This is a genomic window from Gemmata sp. (genome assembly GCF_051859125.1).
Taxonomy (GTDB): Bacteria; Planctomycetota; Planctomycetia; order Gemmatales; family Gemmataceae; genus Gemmata.
Genome location: NZ_JBHYGG010000242.1, coordinates 36,376 through 58,329, shown reverse-complemented (window position 1 = coordinate 58,329; position 21,954 = coordinate 36,376). Strand labels below are relative to the sequence as shown.

Below are 21,954 nucleotides of genomic sequence, written 5' to 3'. Positions count from 1 at the left end.
CGGAGCAACGTTGCTCCGGTCGCTCACGCTCCCGGCTCGCCAAGTCCACACAACTCCCTTCGGAACCACCTCTTCCGCGTTTGTCACCGCTGCGGACATTTTCCTGACAGGTTCGGGGCGTTGGTGCCATCATATCTCTGTGGCCGCACGAGCCGCTGTTCTCCCGCCCGCTCAGGAGTCGCCCAATGGCCGTTGCCACCCACCCGACGCCCGACGCGCTCGCGGCCTTCGCCCGCGGCGACCTGCCGGCCACCGAACTCGCGGTCGTGGCCGAGCACATCGCGACGTGCTCCGCCTGCTGCGCCCTGATCTCGTGCGTCCCGGACGACACCCTCGCGGCCCTCGCCCGCCAGGCGGCCGCCATCGCCGACAAGACCCCGGAGTGCGCCGCGACGCCCGCCGCGACCCGCACCGTCGCCGACCCGCCGAGCGGCGCGTCCGCCACGGTCGGCGACGACGGCATCCCCGCTGCGCTCCGCGACCACCCGAGGTACGAGGTGATCCGCGAACTCGGGGCCGGCGGGATGGGGGTCGTGTACAAGGCCGAGCACCGCATCATGGGCCGGCCCGTGGCGCTGAAGGTCATGGCCCCGCACCTGACGGCGAAGCCCGGGGCCGTCGAGCGGTTCCGCAAGGAGGTCCGCGCCGCCGCCCAGATCAACCACCCGAACATCGTCACCGCCCACGACGCCGACGAGGCCGGCGGGCTCCACTTCCTCGTCATGGAGTTCGTCGAGGGGGTGAGCCTCGACCGGTTCGTCGCGAAGAAGGGGCCGGCGACGGTCCAGCTCGCGGCCGCGTTCACCCGGCAGGCGGCGCTCGGGCTCCAGCACGCGCACGAGAAGGGGATGGTTCACCGCGACATCAAGCCGCAGAACATGATGGTGACCCGCAAGGGGCAGGTGAAGGTGATGGACTTCGGCCTGGCCCGGTTCGTCCACACCGACGACGGGGACGGCGCGGCCGCGAGCACCGCCCCCGGCGGCCGGCTCCCGTTCGGCGCGGGCCGCCCGGTCGCCGACCCGCTCACCAACCCGAACCTGCTCATGGGAACGCCGGACTATCTGTCACCCGAGCAGGCGAAGAACTCGCACGCCGTCGACTCGCGGTCCGACATCTACAGCCTCGGCTGCACGCTGTTCTTCCTTCTGGTCGGGAAGCCGCCGTTCGCGGCCGCCCCGTCGCTGATCGACAAGCTCCTCGCGCACACCGAGCAGCCCCCGCCCGACGTCCGCGAGCTGCGGCCCGACGTTCCGGAGGGGCTCGCGGCGGTGCTCGACAAGATGCTCGCGAAGAAGCCCGGCGACCGGTTCGACACCGCAGGCGACGCGGCCGTCGCGCTCCAGCCGTTCGTGCGGGCAGCCGCGGAGGTCGAGCCCCGGTTCGAGGCGCTCGACGGCGCGACCGCACCCGCGTCCGGCGTCGGGCTCCAGCAGGTCGCGGACGTCGAGACGCTCGACACCGAGCCCGAGGACCGGCAGCGCACGCTCGTCGAGGAACAGCGCCCGCGGAAGAAGAAGGCGAAGCGGCAGAAGACCAAGCCGTGGTACGCGCACCCGGCGGCGAAGATCGGGGCGGTCGCGGCGGGGCTCATGCTGGTGGCGCTGGCCATCGCCGCGACCGGCGGGAAGAAGGCGGAGCCGCCGAAGGTGTCGCCCGATACCACCCCCGGCCCGGTCGCGAGCGCGACGCCGACCCGGACCGACAAGAAGCCGCCGGCGGGTAACACCGACCCGAAGTGGCCCGCCGGCGACGAGAAGAAGTTCCCCAACGGCGAGGAGAAGAAGGGGCCGCCTTACCCGAAGAAGGAGCCGCCGCTGCCGTTCCCGCCCGGGAAGGGGCCGGGGCCGCTGCTGTACGTGGTGCCGAGCGACGGGCTGTGGGGGCCGGACTTCGGGCCGGTCGTCAACCAGTTGCGGCAGCACGGCGTGCGGGTCGCGGTCGCCTCGGGGCAGGGCGGGCACGCCACGTTCGTGCGCAACGGCCCGGCCGAGCCGCTCCGCTCGGTCCCGGTGGACGTCCGCCTCGAGAACGCCGACGCCGCCCACTACTCGGGCGTCATGTTCTGCGGGTACAACGTGAGCGAGTACGTGGAGCCGAAGGACGGCGACTACACGCTCCCCAAGCAGACGAAGGAACTCATCAAGAGGTTCAACGACGCGGGGAAGCCGATCGGGGCCATCTGCGTGGGCGAGCGCGTGCTCGTCGTTCACGGGTTTCTTCGAGAGAAGGCCGCAGCGAAGAGCGAAATGCTCCAGAAGGGCTTCCCCGGGCTCGCGGCGGAGAAGACGATCACCTGGAAGGACGAGCGGGTCGTTGTCGCGGGGAACATCGTCACCGCGGGCGGCGAACGCGACGCCGCCGCGTTCGCCGACGCGATGGCGCGGCTCGTGATGAAGAAGGAGTGATCTTGAAGGTAGGTCACTCGCTCCGCGAGAGACACCGTGCGCCTGATCGGCGCGGTCAGGGTCCGGTGGCACCGGCCTCTGGCCTGTGTTCGCTTTCACAGGCCAGAGGCCTGTGCCACCAGGTCCGAGACCTGGTGTTGCGCCGGGGCGCGGCTCGCGGAGCGAGTCGCCTACTTTGTGAACCCGGTCACTTCTTCTCGGGCGGCTTCGGCTCCAGATACGGGCGGAGCGTGGCGTAGTTGTTGAACGTCGTCTTCTCCTCGGTGTCGTGGCACCGCACGCACCGGTCCGTCACGATGGCCTTGATCATCACCTTCCCGTCCTTCACGTAGTCGGCGGTGAACGGCTTCTTCGCCAGCTCGGCCGGCATCGGGAACGCGTCGTCGTCGAACGTCTTCTTGCGCTGCGCCTCGGGGAGTTGCATCCACTCCCGCAGGGCAGCCAGTTCCGCGTGCCGCTCGGGCGTCAGCTTGTCGAGCGCCTCCTGGTCCTTCGCCTTCACCGCGGCGGCGTAGTCGCCGGCGTCCTTGTCGAAGAACGCCCGCACCATGTTCTTCTTGCCGCCCTTGTCGAACGGCAACTTCAGGAGCGGGATCTCCTTGCCGTCGGCGTCCTTGACCGGGAACTCCAGCGCCCGGTCCATGACGCTCACGCCGCCGACGAGTTTCGGCACGATCACCTCGGTCCCCTTCTTGGGCGGCTGGGTGAGGTCCGGCCCCTTCTTGTCCTCGGGCTTCGGGTCCGGGTCCTTCTTCTCGGGCGGGTTCGTGTCCTCGACCTTCTTCTCGGGCTCCTTCTTCGGCGGCTCCTTTTTCTCGTCGGGCTTCTTCTCCGCCTCGGCCCGCACCTTCGCCACCGCCTCGGCCTTCTTCGCCTCCAGCCCCGGCATCACGATCTTCTGCATGATGAGCCCGCCGAGCGCCCCCGCGGCGAGGAACAGCAGCGCGAGCACGAGCTTCCCCTTCGGGCCGTACATGTTCCACACGCCGAGGACGATCTGCGCCGTCAGCCCCAGGCCGGCGACCCCGCCGGTCCCCATGATGCCCATCGCGAAGTACACGCCGTAGCCGTCGCTCAGCCGGGCGACCCACCAGAACGTCACGTCGGTGACGATGGCGAGCAGCACGAGCGGCGACACGATGCACCGCACCACGGTCGGGTACGACGAGAACGCGAACACGAGCCCGGTGAGGGAGAACAGCACCGCGAAGCTGAGCAGGTGGGCGTGCGTCGATTGCGTGAGCTTCTCCAGGCTGATCGGCTCCTCGACCCGCACCCACCCGCCGCCGGGCGGGAACGGGGCCGACGCCGGCACCGCGAGGTACTTGGCGATCGCGTCGTACGTGTCGAGCGGGAACGCCGCGGCCTTGGAATCGTCCCCGCCGTTCCGGTGGCAGTTCGCGCACCGGGCGTCGATGAGGGTCTTCACCTTCACCGCGTCGCCGGTCACGAACTTGCCGGTGATCGCCCTGGGCATCTTGTCGGCGGCGACCACGAAGCCGTCGGCCTCGTACGCCGCCTTGCGCTCGTCGGGCGGGGCGTTGGCCCACAGCACGAGCGCGTCCCGCTCGCCCTCGCGCTCGCCGCGGAGCTTGGTGGCGTCGATGCCGCCGCGGAGCGCCTTGTTGAACGCAGGGTCCTTCTCGAAGAACGCCGGGAGCATGGTGCCGTTGCTGCCGAACGTGCCGCTCGACGCGGTGATGAGCTGGGTGAACTTGCTCACCGGCCGCGGGGGCTCGGTGTCGAACCACTTCTTGCCGGTGAACTTCAGCACCACGTCGTGCAGCGTGGGCATCGGCTCGCCGGACTTCGAGTCCTGGAAGTGGAGCTGCACCATCGCGGTGGTGTACCCGAGCCCGACGGACAGCAGGAAGCACGTCGCGACGAGCTTCGCGGGGATCGGCAGGTCGCGGAGCGTGAACCGGGACTCGGCGGCGGGAGCGGACATCGCAAACCCCTTCGGGAATAAACTCGAAATTCGAAGCACGAAATCCGAACGGAAGGCGGCCTCCGTTCCGGGCTCCGGTGTCGGATTTCGGATTTCGTGCTTCGAATTTACTCGCCCCGGAGGGCGGCTTCGATCGCCGCGAGCACCCGGTCGCGGGTCTCGGGCAGGGGCAGGTTCGTTCGTGCGCCGCTGGCGAGCCGGTGCCCGCCGCCGCCGAACTGCTCGGCGACCTTCGACACGTCCACCAGAGACCGGGCGCGGAAGCTGATCTTCGTCCCGCCGCCCGGCTGCTCGATGAACACGAGGCCGACCTCGACCCCCTCGACGCCGCGGGGGTAGTTGATGAGGTCCTCGGTGTCGCCCGGCACCGAGCCGGTCGCGGCGTAGTCGGTCAGGTAGATCTCGGTGTACGCCACCCGCCCGCCGGCCCGCACCTGCAACCGCTCGAGCGCGACCCCCGTTAACCGGAACCGGGCGAGCGGCGCGGCCTCGTACAGGTGCTCGTACAGCTTCGTCGGCTCGGCCCCGAGGTCGGTGAGGACCGCCGCGAGGGCGAACGTCGCGGCGGTCGCGTTCGGGTGCCGGAACCAGCCGGTGTCGGTCGCCAGCGCCATGAACATGTTGTTCGCGGCGGCCTTGTCGATCGGCGCGCCCAGCGCCTTGATGATCTCGTAGGCGAGCCGGCCGGTCGCCTCGGCGGCCGTGTCCACGAGCTGGAGGCCGCCGAGGTCGTCCTGGGTGCGGTGGTGGTCGACCACGGCCCGCGGCACCGGCGACCCCTTGAGCCAGTCCCCGAAGTCGCCGAGCTGGTTCCAGGTGCCCGTGTCGAGCACCACAACGCAGTCGCACTCGGCGAACGCCGCGGGCTTGAAGTCCTCAATAATCTGGCGCTGCGGGTCCAAAAAGGTGTACCGGGGCAGGAGCTTGCTGGCGATGGCGACCCGCGGCTTCTTGCCGAGGGCGGTGAGGGCGGAGTGGACCGCGAGCTGCGAGCCGAGGCCGTCCGCGTCCGGGCGGATGTGCGTCATCAGCAGCGGGCGGTCGTGCGTTCGCAGGAACTCGACGAGCGGGGACCAGTCCAGGGGCATGATGCGTACCGGTGGCGAGGGAGTGGGTATTCTAGGTGTCCCGTTCCGGCGCTACAAGGAAAACGCACGCGCTGGTGTGCCTCACCACTCCCAGCGAGAGCGGCACCACGAAGCCGCCAGAAAAAGACTGACGCGCACGGCGAAGCGAGGCGAATGTGCCGTTTTTGGGGCTCCGCGACGCCCGCGGGCGCGTGCCGGAGACTCGGGTCCGCGGGTTCCGAGCCCGCGGGTTCCGACTGCCGGGCCGTTGAGGTGCGGCGTGAACCTTGTGCGGCGGGTCGGGGGAGGGGTCTCCGCAATCGACGCCGACTCCTCGCGAAGACGCCCAACTCCTCGCAAGCGCGTCGGACCCCTCGCGAACGGGGGGGCGAGCCTCGCACACGACCCCCGGCTCCTCGCGAACGAGGGGGAGGGCCTCGCGAAGACGTCTGACGCCCCGCACGAGCCGCTCGCGTCGGGCACACATCCGGCCTCAACTGCTCCGCAGCGAACCCACCGAAACGCCCGGCTAACGCGCCACGGGCGGTCCGCTCGGAATCGGGGTTGTGTCCGCTACACCTTTGCCCGGAGGGGAAGCCCGGGGCACGCCTCGAGCGCCTGACAATCGGACAGCGATTTCGCGAACCTGGGGATGGTTGGGCTTGTCGCTTTCGTAACTAGGGGGTATAGTTTAGCGGACGGATCAGTCCGTTAATGAACTCTCCTCCCGCGGTGCGTCGCTCATGTCGACCGATTCGCTCGAAAAACCAGGGGAGGCGAACGCCCGGCCGATTCGCGGGCGGCCGCGGAACCCGGAGTTGGAAGCTCGTCGCAAGGAGCAAATCCTGGACGTCGCCGGCCGCGAGTTTGCCCGGTACGGGTTCGCCAACACGCAGGTGCAGACGATCGCCAACCACCTCGGCGTCGGGAACGGCACGGTGTTCCGGTACTTCGAGACGAAGGAGCGGTTGTTCCTCGCGGCCGTCGAGCGCGGGCTGCGGTTGCTCACCGACGAGATGGACCGGGTGCTGGACACCTCGCTCGCCCCTCTCGACCACCTGGTGCTGGCGATCCGCACGTACCTCGGGTACTTCCACCGGCACCCGGAGATGGCCGAACTGTTCATCCAGGAGCGGGCCGCGTTCCCGCACCACCACCGGCCGCTGTACTTCGCCGCCCAGAGCGACGACGAGCACACCTGCAAGCACGCCGCGTTCTTCCGCCGCCTGGTGGACACCGGGGCCGTGCGTCCGATGCCGATGGAGCGGCTGTTCGCGGTCATCGGCGACCTGCTCTACGGCACGATCCTGACGAACCTGCTCTCGGGCCGCCCGGCCGACCCCGAGGCGCAGGCCCGCGACGTGACCGACGTGATCCTGAACGGCATTTTGGCCACGCACTCGGGGACACGCGGACCGGGGGCGGAAGAGGGGGAGACCGGGAGACACGGAGAGGGGGAGAAGAAGCCATGACCCAGCGCACCGCATCCGATCACCGGGCACCGCGTCCTCGCACCAGGCGGGTGATCTATCTCCTTGTCTCGTTGTCTCCCCTTCTCCTTGTCTGTTCTTGCGCCCCGAAGGCCGAGCCGACGGGCAGGGCCGGCTCGCAGGCGACCGCGGTGACGGTCGCCCCCGTGAAGCCGGTCGCGTTGCGGCGGACGGTGGCGGGGGTTGGTACGCTGTACGCCCATGAAGACGTGCTGCTCGCGCCGAAGATCGACGGCCGGGTCCTGCGCGTCCTCAAGGACGCGGGCGACACGGCGTTCCCCGGCGAGGTGCTGCTCGAACTCGACCCGACCGACGCGAAGCTCGCCATCGGCCAGGCCGAACCGGCCCTCCAGGCCGAGCTGAGGAAGCTCCGGCTCGACGCGCTGCCCGCGAGCGACGCCGCGTTCCTGTCGCACCTGCCGGTCGTCGACTCGGTCGCGCAGGCGCGTGCGAACCTGGAACTCGCGGAGAAGGACTTCGCGCGCATCGAGGAGGAAATGAAGCGGGGCGTCGGCTCCGTTCAGACGCTCGACACGGCCCGGACCAAGGCGAAGGTCGCCCGGGTCGGGGTCGACCTCGCCGAGACCGAGGCCCGGGTGACGCTGGCGCACGCGCGGCGGCTCCAGTCGGCGCTCGACGACGCCGAGGACCGGCTCCGCGAGACGCAGCTCCGCGCCCCGGTCCCCGACGACTGGCCCGCGTGGTCGGCGGTGCTCGGCGCGGCCGCGAACCCGGTCCGGTACTCGGTCGCGGCGCGGATGGTGAGCAAGGGCGCGACGATCAGCCCGATGCGGGTGACGAACGCCTACCGGCTCGTGACCGACCACGTCCTGAAGCTGCGGGTCGCGGTGCCCGAGCGGTACTCGCCGGACGTGCGGGTCGGGCTCCCGGTCGACGTGCGGGTCGAGGCGTACCCGGGTGCGGTGTTCCCCGGCACGGTGGCCCGCGTGTTCCCGACGGTGGACCCGGAGAACCGCACGTTCGTCACCGAGGTCGAGGTGCCGAACTGCGGGCGGAAGCTGAAGGCCGGCGGGTTCGCGAACGCCGAGGTGCTGGTGCGGACCGACGCCGCGGTGCTGACGGTCCCGCCCGAGGCGGTGGTGACGTTCGCCGGGGTGACAAAGGTGTACGTCGTCGAGGGTGACGTCGCGAAGGGGATCGAGATCGAGGTCGGGGCCCGCGAGAAGGACTGGGCCGAGGTCCGCGGCCCCCTCAAGGCCGACGCGCGGGTGATCACGAGCGGCCAGTCGCAGTTGGTCGACGGGTCACCGGTACGGGTGCGGTGAGGTCGTCAGGTGTTCAGGTCGTCAAGTCGTCAGGTCAAGACGAGGAGCCGGCATGGCCACGGTGCAGCGGTTCGAGGACTTGGACGTTTGGAAGCGGGCGCGGGTACTGACCAGCAAGCTGTACGAGGTGTCGAGCGCCGGTGCTTTCGCCCGCGACTTCGGGCTGCGGGACCAGATCCGGAACGCCGCGATCTCGACGATGTCGTGCATCGCGGAAGGGTTCGAGCGCGAGAGCGGGGACAAGGATTTCCGCCACTTCCTCTCGATGGCCAAGGGGTCCGCCGGGGAGGTCCGGAGCCAGCTCATCATCGCGCACGACGCGAAGCACGTGACGGACCAACAGTTCGAGGAACTGTACGCGCTGTGCCTGGAAGTCTCCCGCATGCTCAGCCGGTTCATCTCGTACCTCGCGAGGCGAACCGGCGGCTGACGACGCGGCGTCTTTAACTTGATGACCTGACGACTTGAGGCCTTGACGACTCATGATCTGGGACGTCTGCATCCGCCGGCCGGTGTTCACCACCATGCTCGTCCTCGGGCCGGTGGTGCTCGGCATCGCGTCGTACGCGCGGCTCGGGGTCGAGCTGTTCCCCAACGTCGACGTGCCCGTGGTCGTGGTCACCACCACGCTCAAGGGCGCGAGCGTCGAGGAGATGGAGTCGGCCGTCACCAAGCCGGTCGAGGAGGCCGTCAACACCGTCTCGGGCATCGACGAGTTGCGGAGCACCACGCGGGAGGGGGTGTCCACGGTCGTCGTCGGGTTCAAGCTCGAGAAGAACGGCGACATCGCCGCCCAGGACGTCCGCGACAAGGTCTCAACGCTGCTCCCGCGGCTCCCGGTCGGCACCGACCCGCCGGTCGTCGAGAAGTTCAACCTCGACGCCGCGCCGGTGGTGACGGTCGCGGTGTCCGGCGGCCCGGGGCGGAAGCTCAAGGAGGTCACCGAGATCGCCAAGAAGCTCATCAAGGAGGACCTCGAAGCGGTGTCGGGGGTCGGGGCGGTGGTGCTCGTCGGCGGCGAGACGCGGGCGGTGAACGTCGTGGTGCGGCCGGCCGACCTCCGCGCCCGCGGGCTCACGGTCGAGCACGTGCGCCGCGCCCTCGCCGACCAGAACCTCGAACTGCCCGGCGGCAAGGTCGAGACCGGCGCGACCGAGTTCGGGCTGCGGGTCGTCGGCCGCGTGCGGACCCCGAGGGACTTCGAGGAGATCATCATCAACCGGGTCGGCGACGACGGCACCCGGTACACGACGCGGCTGAAGGACGTGGCGGCGGTGACCGACAGCGTCGAGGAGCCGCGGGGCAAGTCGCGGCTCGACGGGAACGTCGCGGTGAGCCTCGTGATCCAGAAGCAGAGCGGCGGGAACACGGTGGCCGTGGCCGAGGCGGTGAAGGCGCGGCTGGAGAAGATCCGGGCCGCGCTCCCGGCCGACATCCAACTCGAAGTGATCCGCGACCAGTCGAAGTTCATCAAGGGGTCGATCGACGAGGTCAAGTTCCACCTCGTGCTGGCCGCGTTCCTGGTCGCCGGGGTGATCTTCCTGTTCATCCGCGACGTGCGGACCATGCTCATCGCGGCGACCGCGGTGCCCACGAGCATCATCGGCACGTTCGCGTTCATGGACCTGATGGGGTTCAGCCTGAACAACATGACGCTCCTCGGGCTGATCCTGGCCGTGGGCATCGTCATCGACGACGCGGTGGTGGTGCTGGAGAACGTGTTCCGGCACATGGAGGAGTACGGCAAGACGGGGTGGGAGGCGGCCAGTTCCGCGACGCAGGAGATCGCGCTGGCGGTGCTGGCGACGACGCTGTCGCTGGCCGTCATCTTCGCGCCGATCGCGTTCATGTCGGGGCAGGTCGGGCGGTTCTTCAACAGCTTCGGGTTCGTGGTCGGGTTCGCCATCATCCTGAGCATGGTCATCAGCTTCACGCTCACGCCGATGCTGTGCGCGCGGTTCCTGAAGCCGGTCCACGCCGGCCCGGACGCGGCCCACGGCCCGCGCCGCACGGGCCTGATGACCCGCGGCTACATCGCGGTGCTGGCGTGGTCGCTGCGGCACCGGTGGGTCATCGTCGTCGCCACGGGGCTCACGTTCCTCAGCACGCCGGCGCTGTTCGTCGCGGTCGGGTCCGACTTCGTCCCGAAGGACGACCAGAGCGAGTTCGAGGTCGCCATCACCCTTAAAGAGGGGACCACGCTCGCACAGGCCGAGAAGCAGTGCGCCGAGCTGGAGGAGCGGTTGAAGAAGGTCCGCGGGGTCACGAACGTGTTCACCACGATCGGGCCGACCGACGGCAAGGCCCCGAAGGGGCAGGGCGACGTGACCGCGGTGAACATCTACTGTCGCATGACCGACCTGCACGCCCGCCCGTTCCACCAGCGCGACGCGATGCAGGACGCCCGCGACGTGCTCGCCGACTACCCGGACCTGCGGACGGCGGTGCAGGAGGTGAAGCTGTTCAGCTCCAGCGCGTTCAAGAACGCGCAGCTCGACCTGAGCCTCCGCGGGCCGGACTCGCAGAAGCTCGAGGAGTACGCGGCCCGGATCGTCAAGGAGATGCGGGCCCGGCCCGACCTGTTCACCGACGTGGACACGAACGCGGCCACCCGGAGCCCGGAACTCCAGGTCGTGGTGGACCGCGAGCGTGCCGCCGACCAGGGGGCCGACATGCGCGGCCTGGCGACCGCCCTGGGGGTGCTGGTCGGCGGCGAGCCGGTGACGAAGTACAAGGAGGGGAGCGAGCAGTACGACGTGTGGCTCCGGGCCGACCTCGCGTCCCGCGACCGGCCCGCGGCGATCGCCGCCCTCACGGTCCCCGGCACCGGCGGGAAGCCGGTCGAGTTGCGGCTGTTCGCGAAGGTCGAGCACGAGAAGGGGCCGGCGACCATCGAGCGGTACAACCGGCAGCGGCAGATCGGCATCCAGTGCAACCTGACCCCCGGCGTGGCGCTCGGGAACGCGCTGCCGGTCGTCGAGGGGTACGTGACGCCGCTGGAGATGCCGCCCGACTACCGGTACGAGTTCCTCGGCGAGGCAAAGCTGCTGGCCGACTCGAACTCGAACTTCGCGATGGCGTTCCTGCTCGCGTTCGTGTTCATGTACATGATCCTGGCGGCGCAGTTCGAGAGCCTGGTCCACCCGATCACGATCCTGCTCGCGGTGCCGCTGACGCTGCCGTTCGCGCTGCTGTCGCTGCTCGTGCTCCAGACGCCGCTCGACGTGTACGCGATGATCGGCCTGTTCATGCTGTTCGGCATCGTGAAAAAGAACGGCATCCTGCAGGTGGACTACACGAACGTGCTCCGCGCCAAGGGGCTGCCCCGCGACGAGGCGATCCTGCGGGCCAACGAGGCCCGGCTGCGGCCGATCCTGATGACGACGGTGATGCTGGTGGCGGCGATGGTGCCGATCGCGACCGGGCAGGGGCCGGGGGCCGGGGCGCGGGCGAGCATGGCGAAGGTGATCCTCGGCGGGCAGTTGCTGTCGCTGCTGCTGTCGCTGCTGGTGACGCCGGTCGCGTACTCGCTGTGGGACGACTTCTCGGACCGCGTGCGCCGCGCCGGCGGGTGGCTCGCCCGCGTGAGGGCGAAGCGCCCCAAGCCGCCCGCCCGGCCGAAGACCGGTGCGGCCGCCGCCGCGTGACGGGGGGCGTTGTGTGCGGCGGCGCGGCGGTGCTAAACTGCGGGTGACCCCCGGAGGCCGCCATGCCGATCCATGACTGGACCCGCGTCGCCCCTGGCGCGTATCACGACTTCCACACGGTGTGGCTCGTGGCGATCCGCGCCGCGCTGAACAACGGACTCCTGCCACCCGGGTACTACGCCCGCGCCGAGCAGATGATGCGGACGATGGGACCAGACGTCCTGACGCTTCAGACGCAACCGGCCCCGCCGCCCACGCAGAGGCCCGCGCCCACCGCGACGGCCGCTGGCCGGGTCCACTACCGAGCGACCGCCACGCCTCGGGTGCCCCACCTCCGCCAGCGCCGGATCGGAATTCGCCACGCCAGCGGCGACCGCCTGGTCGCCATCATCGAACTGGTCTCGCCCGGCAACAAGGCGGGGCGCTACCCGGTCGGGTCGTTCGTCCGCAAGGTGGTGCGGGCGGTGAACGAGGGCGTACACGCGCTGGTGATCGACCCGTTCCCTGCGACGCGGCGGACGCCGCACGGGCTCCACTCGCTGATCTGGGAGGAACTCGGGGGCGAGCGGTTCGACCAGCCCGCGGACCAGCCCCTCACGCTCGCCGCGTACGAAGCGGCTGACCCGGCCCCGCGGTGCTACGTCGAGCCCGTCGCGGCCGGCCAGCCGCTCCCGGACATGCCGCTGTTCCTCGAACCCGACTACTCGATCGACCTGCCCGTCGAGGCGACGTACCTCGCGGCGTGGGCCGCGGTCGTGCCGCAGGACCGTGCCCTGCTCGAACCGCCCGCCGCACACACTTCGCCCACGTAAGCTGATCGCGGCTCACGCCGCCGCTCCCGCAGGGCGGGTTCGTCGGTCACGCATCGGTCCTCGTCGGCGGCACCGCGGGCGGGGCGGTGAGGGTGCGGGTCGGGTCGGCGTGCGGGGCGTGCGGCGGCGGTACCGGTGCGGCTCGCCACCAGCGGCGTGCCGTCGCCGCGGCCACCAGGGCGAACGCGGCGAGCCCGGCCCACCGCGCCCCCGCCACGTGTGCCTCCGGGTCGGAGGTCCAAAGGTCGAGCAGAATGACGGCCCCCATGCCCAGGCCGTAGGTCCGCCACCGGTCGCGGAGTTGCCACCCGCGCAGGACGACCCACGGCGGTGCGGTGAGGAGGAACACCGTCATCACCCACCCCTCGAACCCGATGCCCCGCAGCCGGATGCTGCCGGATGCGTCGAGCAGCAGGATGACCAGGTCGAGCCAGCCGACGGACACGGCCATCGACACCTCGAGGTACGGGACCAGGGCGGCTGCCGGGGACCCGGTCCGTCGCACCACCGCGGCCGCGAGCAGGGTGCCCCCGACGGCCACCGGCATCGCGTAGGCCAGGGTCAGCACCATCCCCAGCACGAGCCCCTCGTAGACACCCACGATGTTCGCCACGAGCACCCGGCCTCGGAGCAACCGGCCGCGGTCCCGCTCCGGGACCGCGGCGAGCTCGGGGTACTGCTCCAGCACCCGGTCCGGGGTGGGCCCCGTTGCCCCGGCCGGCGGCGCATTACGGGCGGACGCTTCCGCGAGGAGGTCCAGGTCTCCGATTGCTGGGACCACCGCGGTAGCGATCACGGCCGCCGGTCCAATGTAAAGGGTGAACGCGAGGACCCCCGCGATGAGGCCGGCGGCCGCTGCCCACCCCAGGCGCGCGTCCCGGTCGCCCGAGCGGGTCGCCAGGTGCGTGGCCATGCCGACCAGGAGGTGCAGGGCCGCACTCACGGCGAGTACCGCAACGAACGCGCCGGGCGGCACCGCCCAACGAACCCGGAGGAGCCACGGCGGGTCGGCCCCGGGGAACCGCGCCGCCGCGTCGGCCGCCCCGTGCATCATGGTCCCGAGTGTCGCGAGCACAATCGGGAGCTGCGGCCCGCACACCCCCCAGACGACCCCGATGAGCGACACCCACACGGCCGCCCGCGAGTTGTGCCGCAGCCACGCCGCGGCCCGGGCGAGGGCACCCGGGGCGCGGACTTCGACCGGCTCCCCGCGGAGCCACCGGTCCAGTTCCTCGGCCAGTTCACGGGCCGAGGCGTACCGGTCGGCCGGCACCTTCCCGAGGCACTTCAGGCACACCAGTTCCAGGTCGCGCGGCACCTCGCCGCCGACCGACGAGGGCGGCACCGGAGCGTCGCCGCGGATCTGGGCCAGGAGCGACCCGAGGTCCCGTGACGCGAACGGCGGGCGGCCGGTGAGCACCTCGTAGAGGATCGCGCCGAGGGCGTACACGTCGGTGAGCGTGGTGACCCCGTGGCCGGTGTCGCCGGCCTGCTCCGGGGCCATGTACGCGGGGGTGCCGAGCAGCGCCCCGGTCGCCGTGAGCCCGTCGTCGGCCCCGACCCGCTTGGCCAGCCCGAAGTCCGCGACGAACGGCTCGCCCGCGGCGTCGACGAGCACGTTCCCGGGCTTCAGGTCGCGGTGCAGGATGCCCCGCTGGTGCGCGAAGTGGACCGCCCGGCACACCTTGGCGACCGCGGCCACCAGGTCGCGGAGCGGGGGCCGCGGGGACCGGCGGAGCAGGTCCGCGAGGGTGCCCCCGTCGATCAGCTTCATGGTGAAGAACGGCCGCCCGGCGTGCTCCCCGACCTCGAAGATGGGGACGATGTTCGGGTGGTCGAGTTCGGCCGTGGCCTCGGCCTCGGCCCGGAACCGGGCCCGGCCCACGTCGGAGGTCAGGCGGCCGGGGAGGAGCATCTTGAGCGCGACGACCCGGTTCAGGTTCCGCTGCCGCGCCCGGTACACGACGCCCATCCCGCCGGCCGCGAGTTCGCACTGCAACTCGTACTCGCCCACGACCTCGGCGGGCCGGTCCGCGGCCCCGTCGTGGGGAGTGCGGCCGTCGGGCTGCGTGGGCGGTTCGGGCTCGGATTCGGGCATTGGTGGCGGCGGCTCCCGGTCCGGCCACGCCCGCGGGACCGCGAGCGGGGCGGGCGGTGCGAGTACTAGGCACGCTGTTTGGATCGACACAAGGAACCGCCGAGACGTGCGGTGCTGGTCTGCAAGTCTACCGGCCGGGCAGGGCGGCGGGCAAAGCGAATCTTGCGGCGGGCGGGGGCGGGACCAGGCAAAGCGATCCGGGTTGCCGTAGCCTCCGGCGAATCGGGCCGCGATAATGCACCCTTATGGAGTCTCCCACGCGAACGACTGTTGCCCGTCACCGCCCCTGCCGCGCGTTCCGCGCGCTGGCGGTGTTCGTCGGCCTGTTCGCGTCCGGCCTCCTCCCGCTGCCCGTGGTCCTCGGGACCGCCCGCACGGCCCCCGGGTCCGAGGCCGACGCCCCCGAGGGCGAGCCCGGGGGCGACGGCTCCGCGGCCGCGGACGACGACCCGCCCGTTCCCGCCCGTGCGGCCCGCGACCTCCGCCGCGCGCGGCCGGTCGCGGTCGCCCTCCTCCCGCTCCCCCTTCAGATCCGCTGCGGCACCCCGCCCGCGCCCCGCACGCGGCCGGTGCGGTCGGCCACGCTGCGCTGCTAGCCCCCGTCACGTCCCTCCCCGCGCCCGCCCGGCCGCGCCCCCGCGCGGCCCGGGGCCGTGCGCCCGTCGCTGCCCGACCCCGCTGCCCGCCCGTTCATTACCCGAGACAAGGGACCGTTGCGTCATGCCCGAAAGCCTTCTCCCCCCGCCGCCGCCGCCGCCGCTCTCCCCGCGCCGCGACCTGACCGCGGGCCTCGTCGTGTTCCTGGTCGCCCTACCGCTGTGCCTGGGCATCGCCCTCGCGTCCGGCGCGCCGCTGTTCTCCGGCCTGGTCGCCGGCGTCGTCGGCGGGATCGTCGTCGGCCTGCTGAGCGGGTCGCACACCAGCGTCGCCGGCCCGGCCGCCGGCCTCACGGCCGTCGTCGCCGCGCAGATCGCCGCGCTCGGCTCGTTCGAGGCGTTCCTCGTCGCGGTCGTCCTCGCCGGGGTGGTCCAGATCGCGCTCGGGGTGGCCCGGGCCGGGTTCCTGTCCGCGTTCATCCCCTCGAGCGTCATCAAGGGGCTGCTCGCCGCCATCGGCGTCATCCTCATCTTGAAGCAGATCCCGCACGTCGTCGGCCACGACCCGGACCCGGAGGGCGACTTCTCGTTCTTCCAGCCCGACCAGCGGAACACGTTCACCGAGTTGATCGACACGGTCGACGACTTCCACACGGGGGCCGCGGTCGTCGGGGTGCTGTCCGTGCTCCTGCTGTTCGGGTGGGACCGCTCGAAGCGGTTGAAGAAGTCGCCGGTCCCGGCCCCGCTCCTCGTGGTGCTGCTCGGGGTCGGCCTGAGCGCCCTGTTCCGGACCCTCGGGGGCGAGTGGGCCATCGAGCCGAAGCACATGGTCCAGGTGCCCGTGGCCGGCAGCTTCTCCGAGTTCCTCGGGTTCCTGCGGCACCCGGCGTTCGAGCACCTGAGCAACCCCGCGGTGTACTTCGCGGCGCTGACCCTGGCGGCCGTCGCGTCGCTGGAGACGCTCCTGAACCTGGAGGCGGTGGACAAGATCGACCCGCGGCAGCGGAACTCGCCCCCGAGCCGCGAGCTGATCGCGCAGGGGGTCGGGAACGTCGCGTCCGGGCTGATCGGCGGGCTCCCGGTCACGTCGGTGATCGTCCGCAGCTCGGTGAACATCAACGCCGGCGGGCAGACGAAGGCGTCGGCCGTGTTCCACGGGGTGCTGCTGCTGGTGAGCGTCGCGCTGTTCGCCGCGTGGCTGAACGTGATCCCGCTGTCGTGCCTGGCGGCGATCCTGCTGGTCACCGGGCTGAAGCTCGCCAGCCCCGCCCTGGTGCGGCAGATGTGGGCCGGCGGGAGGCACCAGTTCGTCCCGTTCGCCACGACCGTCGTGGCCATCGTGTTCACCGACCTGCTCGTCGGCGTGATGCTCGGGCTGGCCGTCGCCGCCGGGTTCATCCTGTGGAGCAACGCGCGGCGGCCGCTCCGGGTGTTCCGCGAGAAGCACCTCCGGGGCGAGGTGGTCCACGTCGAGCTGGCCACGCAGGTGAGCTTCCTGAACCGGGCCGCGCTGGCGAAGATCTTCGACGAGGTGCCGACCGGCGGGCACGTGCTGCTCGACGCGCGGGGCACCGACTACATCGACCCGGACATCCTCGACCTGATCCGCGACTTCGACGAGGTGACCGGCCCGGCCCGCGGGGTCCAGGTGAGCCTCGTCGGGTTCCGCAAGCGGTACCACCTGGAGGACCGCCTCCAGTACGTGGACCACTCGACCCGGGACCTGCAAGAGGCGCTCACCCCGGTGCAGGTGCTACAGATCCTCAAGGACGGGCACGAGCGGTTCCACACCGGGCGGCGGATCACCCGGGACCTGAGCCGGCAGGTGCTGGCGACAGCGGGGGGTCAGCACCCGCTCGCCGTGGTCCTCAGTTGCATCGACTCCCGGGCCCCGGTCGAGCTGATCTTCGACCTCGGGGTGGGCGACGTGTTCAGCGTCCGCATCGCCGGGAACGTGACCAGCGCGAACGTGCTCGGGAGCGTCGAGTACGCGTGCGCCGTGGCCGGCACGAAGCTGGTGGTGGTGATGGGCCACACCCGGTGCGGGGCGGTGTCGGCCGCGGTGGGCCTGGCGTGCTCCGGGAAGTCGGCCCGCGAGGCGACCGGGTGCCAGCACCTCGACCACATTGTCGACGAGGTCCAGCGGGCCGTGGACGTGCCCGCGTGCGGGGGCGTGGACAAGCTGCCCCCGGACGAGCGCCAGGCGTTCGTGGACGCGGTGGCCCGGAAGAACGTGCAGCTCGTGGTGCGGCGGGCACTGGAGCAGAGCACGACCCTGGCCGAGCTGGTCCGGGACGGGCGGATCATGGTCGTCGGCGCGCTCTACGACGTGGCCACCGGCGGCCTCGAGTTCCTGCCCCAGGGGTGACGCCGAACCGTGATGACGAGTGATACCGGATCTGTTGGGGTCGTGTTGATCCGAGCCCGAGCGCCGAGCGAAGGTTCACGTTGACCCTCGCTCGGCGCTCGGGCTCGGACCCGTCCACCACGGTTCCGGTTCCACCGGACTCGGTATCAGTGCCGGGGGGGTGCGGGGTCGAGGGCGGCGAGCAACTCGGTGAGGGCGTCGAGGGCCACCGGCTTGACCAGGTGGCGGTCGAACCCGGCGGTGTGGACCCGCCGCCGGTCGTCGTCGGCCCCCCACCCGGTCAGCGCCACGAGGTACGGGGCGCGCCCCCACGGCTCGGCCCGGATGCGGCGGGCGGCTTCGTAGCCGTCCACCTTCGGCATCCCGAGGTCCATAAGGACCACGTCCGGCCGGAACTCCGCCGCCGCCGCGACCCCGGCCTCCCCGTCGTGGGCCGTCCGCACCTCGTGACCCATGATCCCCAGGACCTGGGCGAGCGACTCCGCCGCGTCCCCGTTGTCGTCCACCACGAGGACGCGGCGCTGCGGCCCGCGCGCCTCCTCGGCCGCAGCGGCGGGCGCCTCGGGGGCCGGCGCCTCGACCGCCGCGGGCAGGCGGACGACGAACTCGCTGCCCTTCCCGAGCCCCTCGCTGTGGGCCTCGATCCGGCCGCCGTGCAGCGCGACGAACTCCTTGACCAGCGACAGCCCGATCCCCAACCCGCCCTGCGCCCGCTGCCAGTGCGTGTCCACCTGGACGAAGACCTCGAAGACGTGGGGCAGGTGGACGGCGGGGATGCCGATCCCGGTGTCCCGGACGTGGACCACCGCCTCGGTCCCGTCCCGCGCGGCGGACAGGCGGATGTGCCCGCCCGGGTCGCTGTACTTGGCGGCGTTGTTCAACAGGTTCAAGAAGACCTGGGCGAGCCGGGTCGGGTCGGCGTCCAGCGGGAGCGGGTCGGGCGGCAGCGCGACCGTGAGCTCGTGGCCCAGGCGGTCGATCAGCGGGCGGCTCGCCTCAACGGCGTCCCGGAGCACCGCCGCGAGGTCCACCCGCTCCCTGCGGATCTCCAGCTTGCCCGTCGCGATCCGGCTGATGTCGAGCAGGTCGTCCACCAGCCGCACCATCTGCTTCAGCTGCCGCTCCATCATGCCCCGGGACCTCTCGGCCGCGGCCGGCTCGGTCCCGGCCAGCTTGAGGAGGTGCACCGCTCCGCTCATCGCGGCGAGGGGGTTCCGCAGCTCGTGGCTGAGGACCGCGAGGAAGTGGTCCCGTGACCGCACGGCGGCCCGGAGCCGCGTGCTGAGGCTCTCGGCCTCCTCGACCAGTTCGTGCTGCCGGGTCGCGGAGACGAGCAGCGCCTCGTTCACGGCCGCCGCCCGCTGGCGGTAGACGGCGGTCTCCGTCGAGTCCGTCACCTGGACCATCACTCCCGCCGGCAGGTCCCCCTCCCCGAGGATCGCCCACACCGCGTAGGACCAGTACACGGGCCCGGGTTCCCGCTGGCGGTGCTCCTGCTCGGCCAGGTTCTCCGGCGCCCCCGTGCGGAACACGCGGTCGAGCAGCGCCAGGCAGCCGTTCTCCGGCCCCTCCGGCACGACCTCGGCGAACGAGCGGCCGACGAGGTCCCTCCGGTCCTTGCCCACGAGCCTCGCGAAGGCGGGGTTGAGGTACGACACGACGTGCGTCGCCCCCTGCAGGGCGACCGTCGGCAGCGGCGACTGCTCGGACAGGTACCGGGAGAGGCGCGAGAGCGGGGGCGTCGGACCAGCGGCCCCGAGTTCGTGTTCCCCAATCATTACCGGCCCCTATTCTTCTCCGGCGGCCGGACCGGGACCCCGGCTGCCGTCCCGGGCCCCCGGGGCGAGCGGTTCGGGGATCCCGGTGACGAGGCCGTGGTAGCCCCTCAGCCGCCCGCCGATCCGCAACCCGCCGGACGTGACCTCGTACTCGCGGATGTCCTTGCTGTGGTCGCTGCCCCTCATCTTGACGACCACCAGCACCTTGCGGAGCTGGCCGTCGATCTCGACGTACCGCAGCCGGATGATGTCGTCGCTCAGGAACGAGATCGCGTACGGGCTGAGCGCCAGCTCGGTGAAGCTCTCGACGAGTTCGACGGTGCTCACGATCGTGACGCCGGTCCGCGTGAGGGCCCCGATCATCCGGTACAGCGACTCCCGGAAGTCGTCGCGGAACCCGGGGGCCAGGGCCAGTTCGAACCCGGCCAGCGAGTCGATGACCACCCGCTTCGCCCCGGTGCGCTGCACCGCGTCGATGACCTCCCGCATCGTCTCGTCGACCGACAGGTCGAGGGGCCGCAGGTAGAGGACGCTCAGCTTGCCGTCGTTCTCGGGGGTTGCGAAATCCATGCCGAGGGCCGCGGCCCGGGCCGCGTACTCCTCCGGCCGCTCCTCGAATATGGTGAGGATCCCCGGCTCCCCGCGGCGGAGCCCCTCGGCGATGAACTGGGTGGCGAAGACGGACTTCCCGGACCCCGCGGGGCCGGCGATCAGGAGGCTGTCCCCCTCCGGGATCCCGCCGCCGAGTATCGCGTCCAGGTCGGCGACCCCGGTCGAGAGCCGCCGCCGGTCGCGGGGCTTCGGCGCCCGGCCGGTGAGGCCGAAGGTGCGGGGGAACGCCTGCACGCCCGCGTCGGTGATGCGGAACGTGTGCAGCCCCGGCACCGACGCCTGGCCCCGGAGCTTCATGACCTGGAGCTTCCGCACGATCGAGTTCCGCTCGACCTGCTGGGACAACCAGAACAGGCCGTCGGCGACGGTGAACACCGGGTTGTTGCGGATCTCCCCCTCGGTGTACTCCCCGATCAGGAAGGTGGTCGCCTGCCAGCCCGTCAGGTGCAGGGCGAGGCGCTGCACGAAGCCCTGGAGCTCCGCCTCGCCGGTGCCGCCCCCGGCCTTCCGCACGACCGTCCGGAACGAGTCCACCACGACGACGGCCGGGTTGGCCGCCTCGACCTCCCGCACGATCTCGGCGAGTACCGCCTCCAGGTCCATGTCCAGGACGACGCGGCTCAGGTTGATGAACCGGACCTCGTGGGACAACTTGGCCGGGTCGAAGAACTGGAACTGCTGCTGGTACCGGAGCATCTTGAGGGCCGGCTCGCCGAGCACGGTGAAGTACAGGGCCGGGCGCTCGGGCGTGGCGTTGGCGAACAGGATCTGGTGCGCGAGTGTCGTCTTCCCGCCCCCCGGGGCCCCGGCGATGATGTTGAACGAGTACTCGGGCAGGCCGCCGCCCAGGATCTCGTCCAGGCCCGGCACCCCGGTCGGCAGCTTCCGGATCGTGACCTTGTCCCCCGCACTCATACCCCTCCCCCCCCACTTTCAGCGTTCGGTCCGGTCGCGGTCGCCCCGGGCCACGCGTCGCCCGCGAGTCGCAGCGTGAGGGGCTCGCCGATGAAGGCCACCAGCAGGCCGAGCAAATGGGCGACGACCGCGACCCCCGCCCCGTCCCCGCGTGCCCCCGCGCCCGTGTGCCCGGCTTCGTCGAGGCCGCCCAGCGAGCCGTCGGCCCTCACCACGGCGGCGAGCGAGGGGACGTCCGCCTGTGCCAGCGTCACCGCCCGCGACAGGAGGGTGCGGTACCCCTCGGTGCCGGCCAACCGCGCGAGCCGCACCCGCAACGTCTCGCACACCCGCACCGCCGCACTCCCGTCCCCGGGCTGTTCGCCGCGCGCCGCTTCGAGGGCGACTAACCGCCGGGCGAAGTCCCAGGTTCTGGGCGGGGGCGTGCTCATCGAGTGCGTGTCTCGTGCCGGGTCGTGGCCGACGGACCGGTGCTCCCACTCTCCTCCGGGTCGTGGCGGCCACGACCCGGTGCGTTCTCACTCGCAAATGTCGGTCCGATCGGCGTCATCCCTTGGGGGCGGTCGCCGGGCGCCTCGGCCGCACCGCGATAGTGTAAGCCCCGCGGCGCTGGCGGTCGCCCGGGACAATCCGCAGGTGACAAAAAATCCGAGCGGACGCGGCGGAGCGGACGGGCACCGGATCGGGCCGCGTCCGCGAGCACGGCGCGAAGTCCGCGGCCCACCGGAACGGCAAGTGCCCGCGCCCTTCACCCCGGCCGGACCTTCCACGGGTGCTCGTGTCGCGTCGTGCCCGAATGGAGAGCGGGGTCGCGACTTGCAATTCACCGGACGTGGTCTAGAGATCCTTGCGACGGGAACTAACTCGCACTGGAACCCGCGCGTGAGTTCGACCCGGGTTCTGTTCGGTAAGCCTGCTTACTTGACCAC

The 21,954-nt window shown here is 71.4% G+C and carries 14 protein-coding genes; 8 read left to right on the top strand and 6 right to left on the bottom strand.

Features of this window, described 5'->3' with window-relative positions:
• The first annotated feature begins 185 nt into the window (after positions 1–185).
• The gene (locus ACTIGN_RS19985; RefSeq protein ID WP_439627052.1) at positions 186–2,408 is read left to right on the top strand and encodes a protein kinase domain-containing protein; all 2,223 of its coding nucleotides are present in this window, start codon (positions 186–188) and stop codon (positions 2,406–2,408) included.
• A 187-nt stretch (positions 2,409–2,595) separates the two neighbouring features.
• Here the strand turns inward: ACTIGN_RS19985 and ACTIGN_RS19980 are convergent, their stop codons facing one another.
• Both ACTIGN_RS19980 and ACTIGN_RS19975 read right to left on the bottom strand, forming a co-directional pair.
• Complete coding sequence (locus ACTIGN_RS19980) at positions 2,596–4,356, bottom strand: hypothetical protein (protein ID WP_439627050.1); 1,761 nt, start codon at positions 4,354–4,356, stop codon at positions 2,596–2,598.
• A gap of 107 nt (positions 4,357–4,463) precedes the next feature.
• Positions 4,464–5,444 carry a DHH family phosphoesterase gene (locus ACTIGN_RS19975; RefSeq protein ID WP_439627048.1) on the bottom strand — a complete coding sequence of 327 codons (981 nt, stop codon included), beginning with the start codon at positions 5,442–5,444 and terminating at the stop codon, positions 4,464–4,466.
• 722 nt (positions 5,445–6,166) lie between these two features.
• Here ACTIGN_RS19975 and ACTIGN_RS19970 point away from each other — a divergent pair.
• The 5 genes from ACTIGN_RS19970 to ACTIGN_RS19950 all read left to right on the top strand — a co-directional run bounded on the left by ACTIGN_RS19970 (position 6,167) and on the right by ACTIGN_RS19950 (position 12,658).
• On the top strand, positions 6,167–6,895 hold the full coding sequence (locus ACTIGN_RS19970; RefSeq protein WP_439627046.1) for a TetR/AcrR family transcriptional regulator: 729 nt from the start codon (positions 6,167–6,169) through the stop codon (positions 6,893–6,895).
• 149 nt (positions 6,896–7,044) lie between these two features.
• Positions 7,045–8,199 carry an efflux RND transporter periplasmic adaptor subunit gene (locus tag ACTIGN_RS19965; protein WP_439627044.1) on the top strand — a complete coding sequence of 385 codons (1,155 nt, stop codon included), beginning with the start codon at positions 7,045–7,047 and terminating at the stop codon, positions 8,197–8,199.
• A 52-nt stretch (positions 8,200–8,251) separates the two neighbouring features.
• Positions 8,252–8,629, top strand: coding sequence for a four helix bundle protein (locus tag ACTIGN_RS19960; protein WP_439627042.1), 378 nt, complete (start codon positions 8,252–8,254; stop codon positions 8,627–8,629).
• A gap of 52 nt (positions 8,630–8,681) precedes the next feature.
• Entirely contained in the window at positions 8,682–11,846 is a 3,165-nt protein-coding gene (locus ACTIGN_RS19955) for an efflux RND transporter permease subunit (protein ID WP_439627040.1), read from the top strand.
• Between the two features lie 62 nt (positions 11,847–11,908).
• Positions 11,909–12,658 carry a DUF4058 family protein gene (locus ACTIGN_RS19950; protein ID WP_439627038.1) on the top strand — a complete coding sequence of 250 codons (750 nt, stop codon included), beginning with the start codon at positions 11,909–11,911 and terminating at the stop codon, positions 12,656–12,658.
• Between the two features lie 46 nt (positions 12,659–12,704).
• Here the strand turns inward: ACTIGN_RS19950 and ACTIGN_RS19945 are convergent, their stop codons facing one another.
• Positions 12,705–14,756 (bottom strand): protein kinase domain-containing protein, encoded by a 2,052-nt coding sequence (locus ACTIGN_RS19945; protein ID WP_439627036.1) that lies wholly within the window; start codon positions 14,754–14,756, stop codon positions 12,705–12,707.
• 245 nt (positions 14,757–15,001) lie between these two features.
• Between ACTIGN_RS19945 and ACTIGN_RS19940 the strand changes: the two genes are divergently transcribed.
• Both ACTIGN_RS19940 and ACTIGN_RS19935 read left to right on the top strand, forming a co-directional pair.
• Complete coding sequence (locus ACTIGN_RS19940) at positions 15,002–15,352, top strand: hypothetical protein (protein WP_439627034.1); 351 nt, start codon at positions 15,002–15,004, stop codon at positions 15,350–15,352.
• Positions 15,353–15,476: 124 nt separating this feature from the next.
• The gene (locus tag ACTIGN_RS19935) at positions 15,477–17,720 is read left to right on the top strand and encodes a bifunctional SulP family inorganic anion transporter/carbonic anhydrase (RefSeq protein ID WP_439627032.1); all 2,244 of its coding nucleotides are present in this window, start codon (positions 15,477–15,479) and stop codon (positions 17,718–17,720) included.
• Between the two features lie 146 nt (positions 17,721–17,866).
• Here ACTIGN_RS19935 and ACTIGN_RS19930 read toward each other — a convergent pair whose 3' ends face one another.
• The 3 genes from ACTIGN_RS19930 to ACTIGN_RS19920 are packed head-to-tail and all read right to left on the bottom strand — an operon-like array spanning position 17,867 to position 21,456.
• Positions 17,867–19,498 (bottom strand): ATP-binding protein, encoded by a 1,632-nt coding sequence (locus ACTIGN_RS19930; protein ID WP_439627030.1) that lies wholly within the window; start codon positions 19,496–19,498, stop codon positions 17,867–17,869.
• Between the two features lie 9 nt (positions 19,499–19,507).
• Positions 19,508–21,025, bottom strand: a complete 1,518-nt coding sequence (locus ACTIGN_RS19925; protein ID WP_439627028.1) for an RAD55 family ATPase — start codon at positions 21,023–21,025, stop codon at positions 19,508–19,510.
• On the bottom strand, positions 21,022–21,456 hold the full coding sequence (locus tag ACTIGN_RS19920; protein WP_439627026.1) for a hypothetical protein: 435 nt from the start codon (positions 21,454–21,456) through the stop codon (positions 21,022–21,024). The genes ACTIGN_RS19925 and ACTIGN_RS19920 overlap by 4 nt, the downstream gene beginning before the upstream one ends.
• Between the last annotated feature and the right edge of the window lie 498 nt (positions 21,457–21,954).

Excerpts from the sequence above, each read along its gene's own strand:
- ACTIGN_RS19950 (WP_439627038.1), top strand. The coding sequence starts at position 11,909 with ATGCCGATCCATGACTGGACCCGCGTCGCCCCTGGCGCGTATCACGAC.
- ACTIGN_RS19935 (WP_439627032.1), top strand. The coding sequence starts at position 15,477 with ATGCCCGAAAGCCTTCTCCCCCCGCCGCCGCCGCCGCCGCTCTCCCCG.
- ACTIGN_RS19970 (WP_439627046.1), top strand. The coding sequence starts at position 6,167 with ATGTCGACCGATTCGCTCGAAAAACCAGGGGAGGCGAACGCCCGGCCG.
- ACTIGN_RS19925 (WP_439627028.1), bottom strand. The coding sequence starts at position 21,025 with ATGAGTGCGGGGGACAAGGTCACGATCCGGAAGCTGCCGACCGGGGTG.
- ACTIGN_RS19955 (WP_439627040.1), top strand. The coding sequence starts at position 8,682 with ATGATCTGGGACGTCTGCATCCGCCGGCCGGTGTTCACCACCATGCTC.
- ACTIGN_RS19985 (WP_439627052.1), top strand. The coding sequence starts at position 186 with ATGGCCGTTGCCACCCACCCGACGCCCGACGCGCTCGCGGCCTTCGCC.
- ACTIGN_RS19940 (WP_439627034.1), top strand. The coding sequence starts at position 15,002 with ATGGAGTCTCCCACGCGAACGACTGTTGCCCGTCACCGCCCCTGCCGC.
- ACTIGN_RS19945 (WP_439627036.1), bottom strand. The coding sequence starts at position 14,756 with ATGCCCGAATCCGAGCCCGAACCGCCCACGCAGCCCGACGGCCGCACT.
- ACTIGN_RS19980 (WP_439627050.1), bottom strand. The coding sequence starts at position 4,356 with ATGTCCGCTCCCGCCGCCGAGTCCCGGTTCACGCTCCGCGACCTGCCG.
- ACTIGN_RS19975 (WP_439627048.1), bottom strand. The coding sequence starts at position 5,444 with ATGCCCCTGGACTGGTCCCCGCTCGTCGAGTTCCTGCGAACGCACGAC.
- ACTIGN_RS19960 (WP_439627042.1), top strand. The coding sequence starts at position 8,252 with ATGGCCACGGTGCAGCGGTTCGAGGACTTGGACGTTTGGAAGCGGGCG.
- ACTIGN_RS19930 (WP_439627030.1), bottom strand. The coding sequence starts at position 19,498 with ATGATTGGGGAACACGAACTCGGGGCCGCTGGTCCGACGCCCCCGCTC.
- ACTIGN_RS19920 (WP_439627026.1), bottom strand. The coding sequence starts at position 21,456 with ATGAGCACGCCCCCGCCCAGAACCTGGGACTTCGCCCGGCGGTTAGTC.